At 66.8% G+C, this 1,021-nt stretch carries 1 protein-coding gene; it reads right to left on the reverse strand.

What is annotated here, in order from left to right:
- Positions 1-54: 54 nt before the first annotated feature.
- Positions 55-1,021 (reverse strand): clavaminate synthase family protein (locus AC1DX0_RS36365; protein ID WP_477359396.1); only part of this gene is annotated, 967 nt, incomplete at its 5' end.

Raw genomic sequence — 1,021 nt, forward strand, 5'->3', positions numbered from 1 at the left:
GACCTGTGGTTCTACCTCCCCACAAGGGGGAGGTAGAAGCCGCGTTGCAAAGCCTCAAAAAATCGCCCCCTGATACAACACCGCCCCCGCCTCCCCCGGAGCAAACCGCCTGGCCAGCGTGCGAAACGCACTGTGCACGCCGTCACGGTCGATATTGCAGCTTCTCAGATGCCGCACGGCAAGCGTCGGGTCGAAGGCGCTGCGGCCGTGCAGGACACGCTGATTGTCGAAGACCAGCACCTCCCCCGGCTGCAACTGGTGCTGGAACTGGTTCTGCGGATCGCAGATCAGCCGCGTCAGTTCGGCCAGCGCCTCGATCAGACCGTCGATCCGGTCCAGAGGCGCCCATTGCGGCGCGAGGCAGCGGTCATTGTAGCGGATGCCGGTGACGGCGCCCGCCGCATCGAGGCTGATGACATGCGCCTCGGCGCTGAAGAAGACCTCGCCAGCGTGTTCGCGGTGGAAGGTGACGCCGTGCCGCGTCAACAGGTCGAACAGGTCAGGCGTGCGCGTCCGCATCCGTTCGGCGACATGAAAGCCGTCGACAATCAGCGACGTGCCGCCGGTGCCTGCCCCCGTGCGGATGGCGTGGAAGAAGATGAAGCCCGGCGGCGCATAGCGGAACGGCTCGTCGGTGTGCGGGATCTGCGCCCGCGCCGTCTCGCCCGCCACCCGCGCATCCGGCCGCGAGATCAGGTTGAAGACCTTGCCGTAGCTGGTCTCGCGGATCGGTCCGTAACGGCCGGCGACCCGCGCCGTGGCCTCCGTCTCGGCCGGAACGCCGGTCAGCATGGCGATGCCGTGATCGCGCAACGCCCTGAGCGACTGGAACAGCGCTTCGTCATCCGCGACCACCGCATCGAAGGCGAAACGGCCGAGCCGTGCGGACAGATCGCTGTTCCACGTCTGCGGCTGGAAACGGTCCGGGCCTGAACTGCCTATATGGGCAGCAAGGAAATCCGCGCCGTAGTGCGAGACATGGCCATCCTGCCAGATGGCGATGACCTGCCCGGGCGTGGAG

The organism is Mesorhizobium sp. P3_A9 (genome assembly GCF_056402975.1).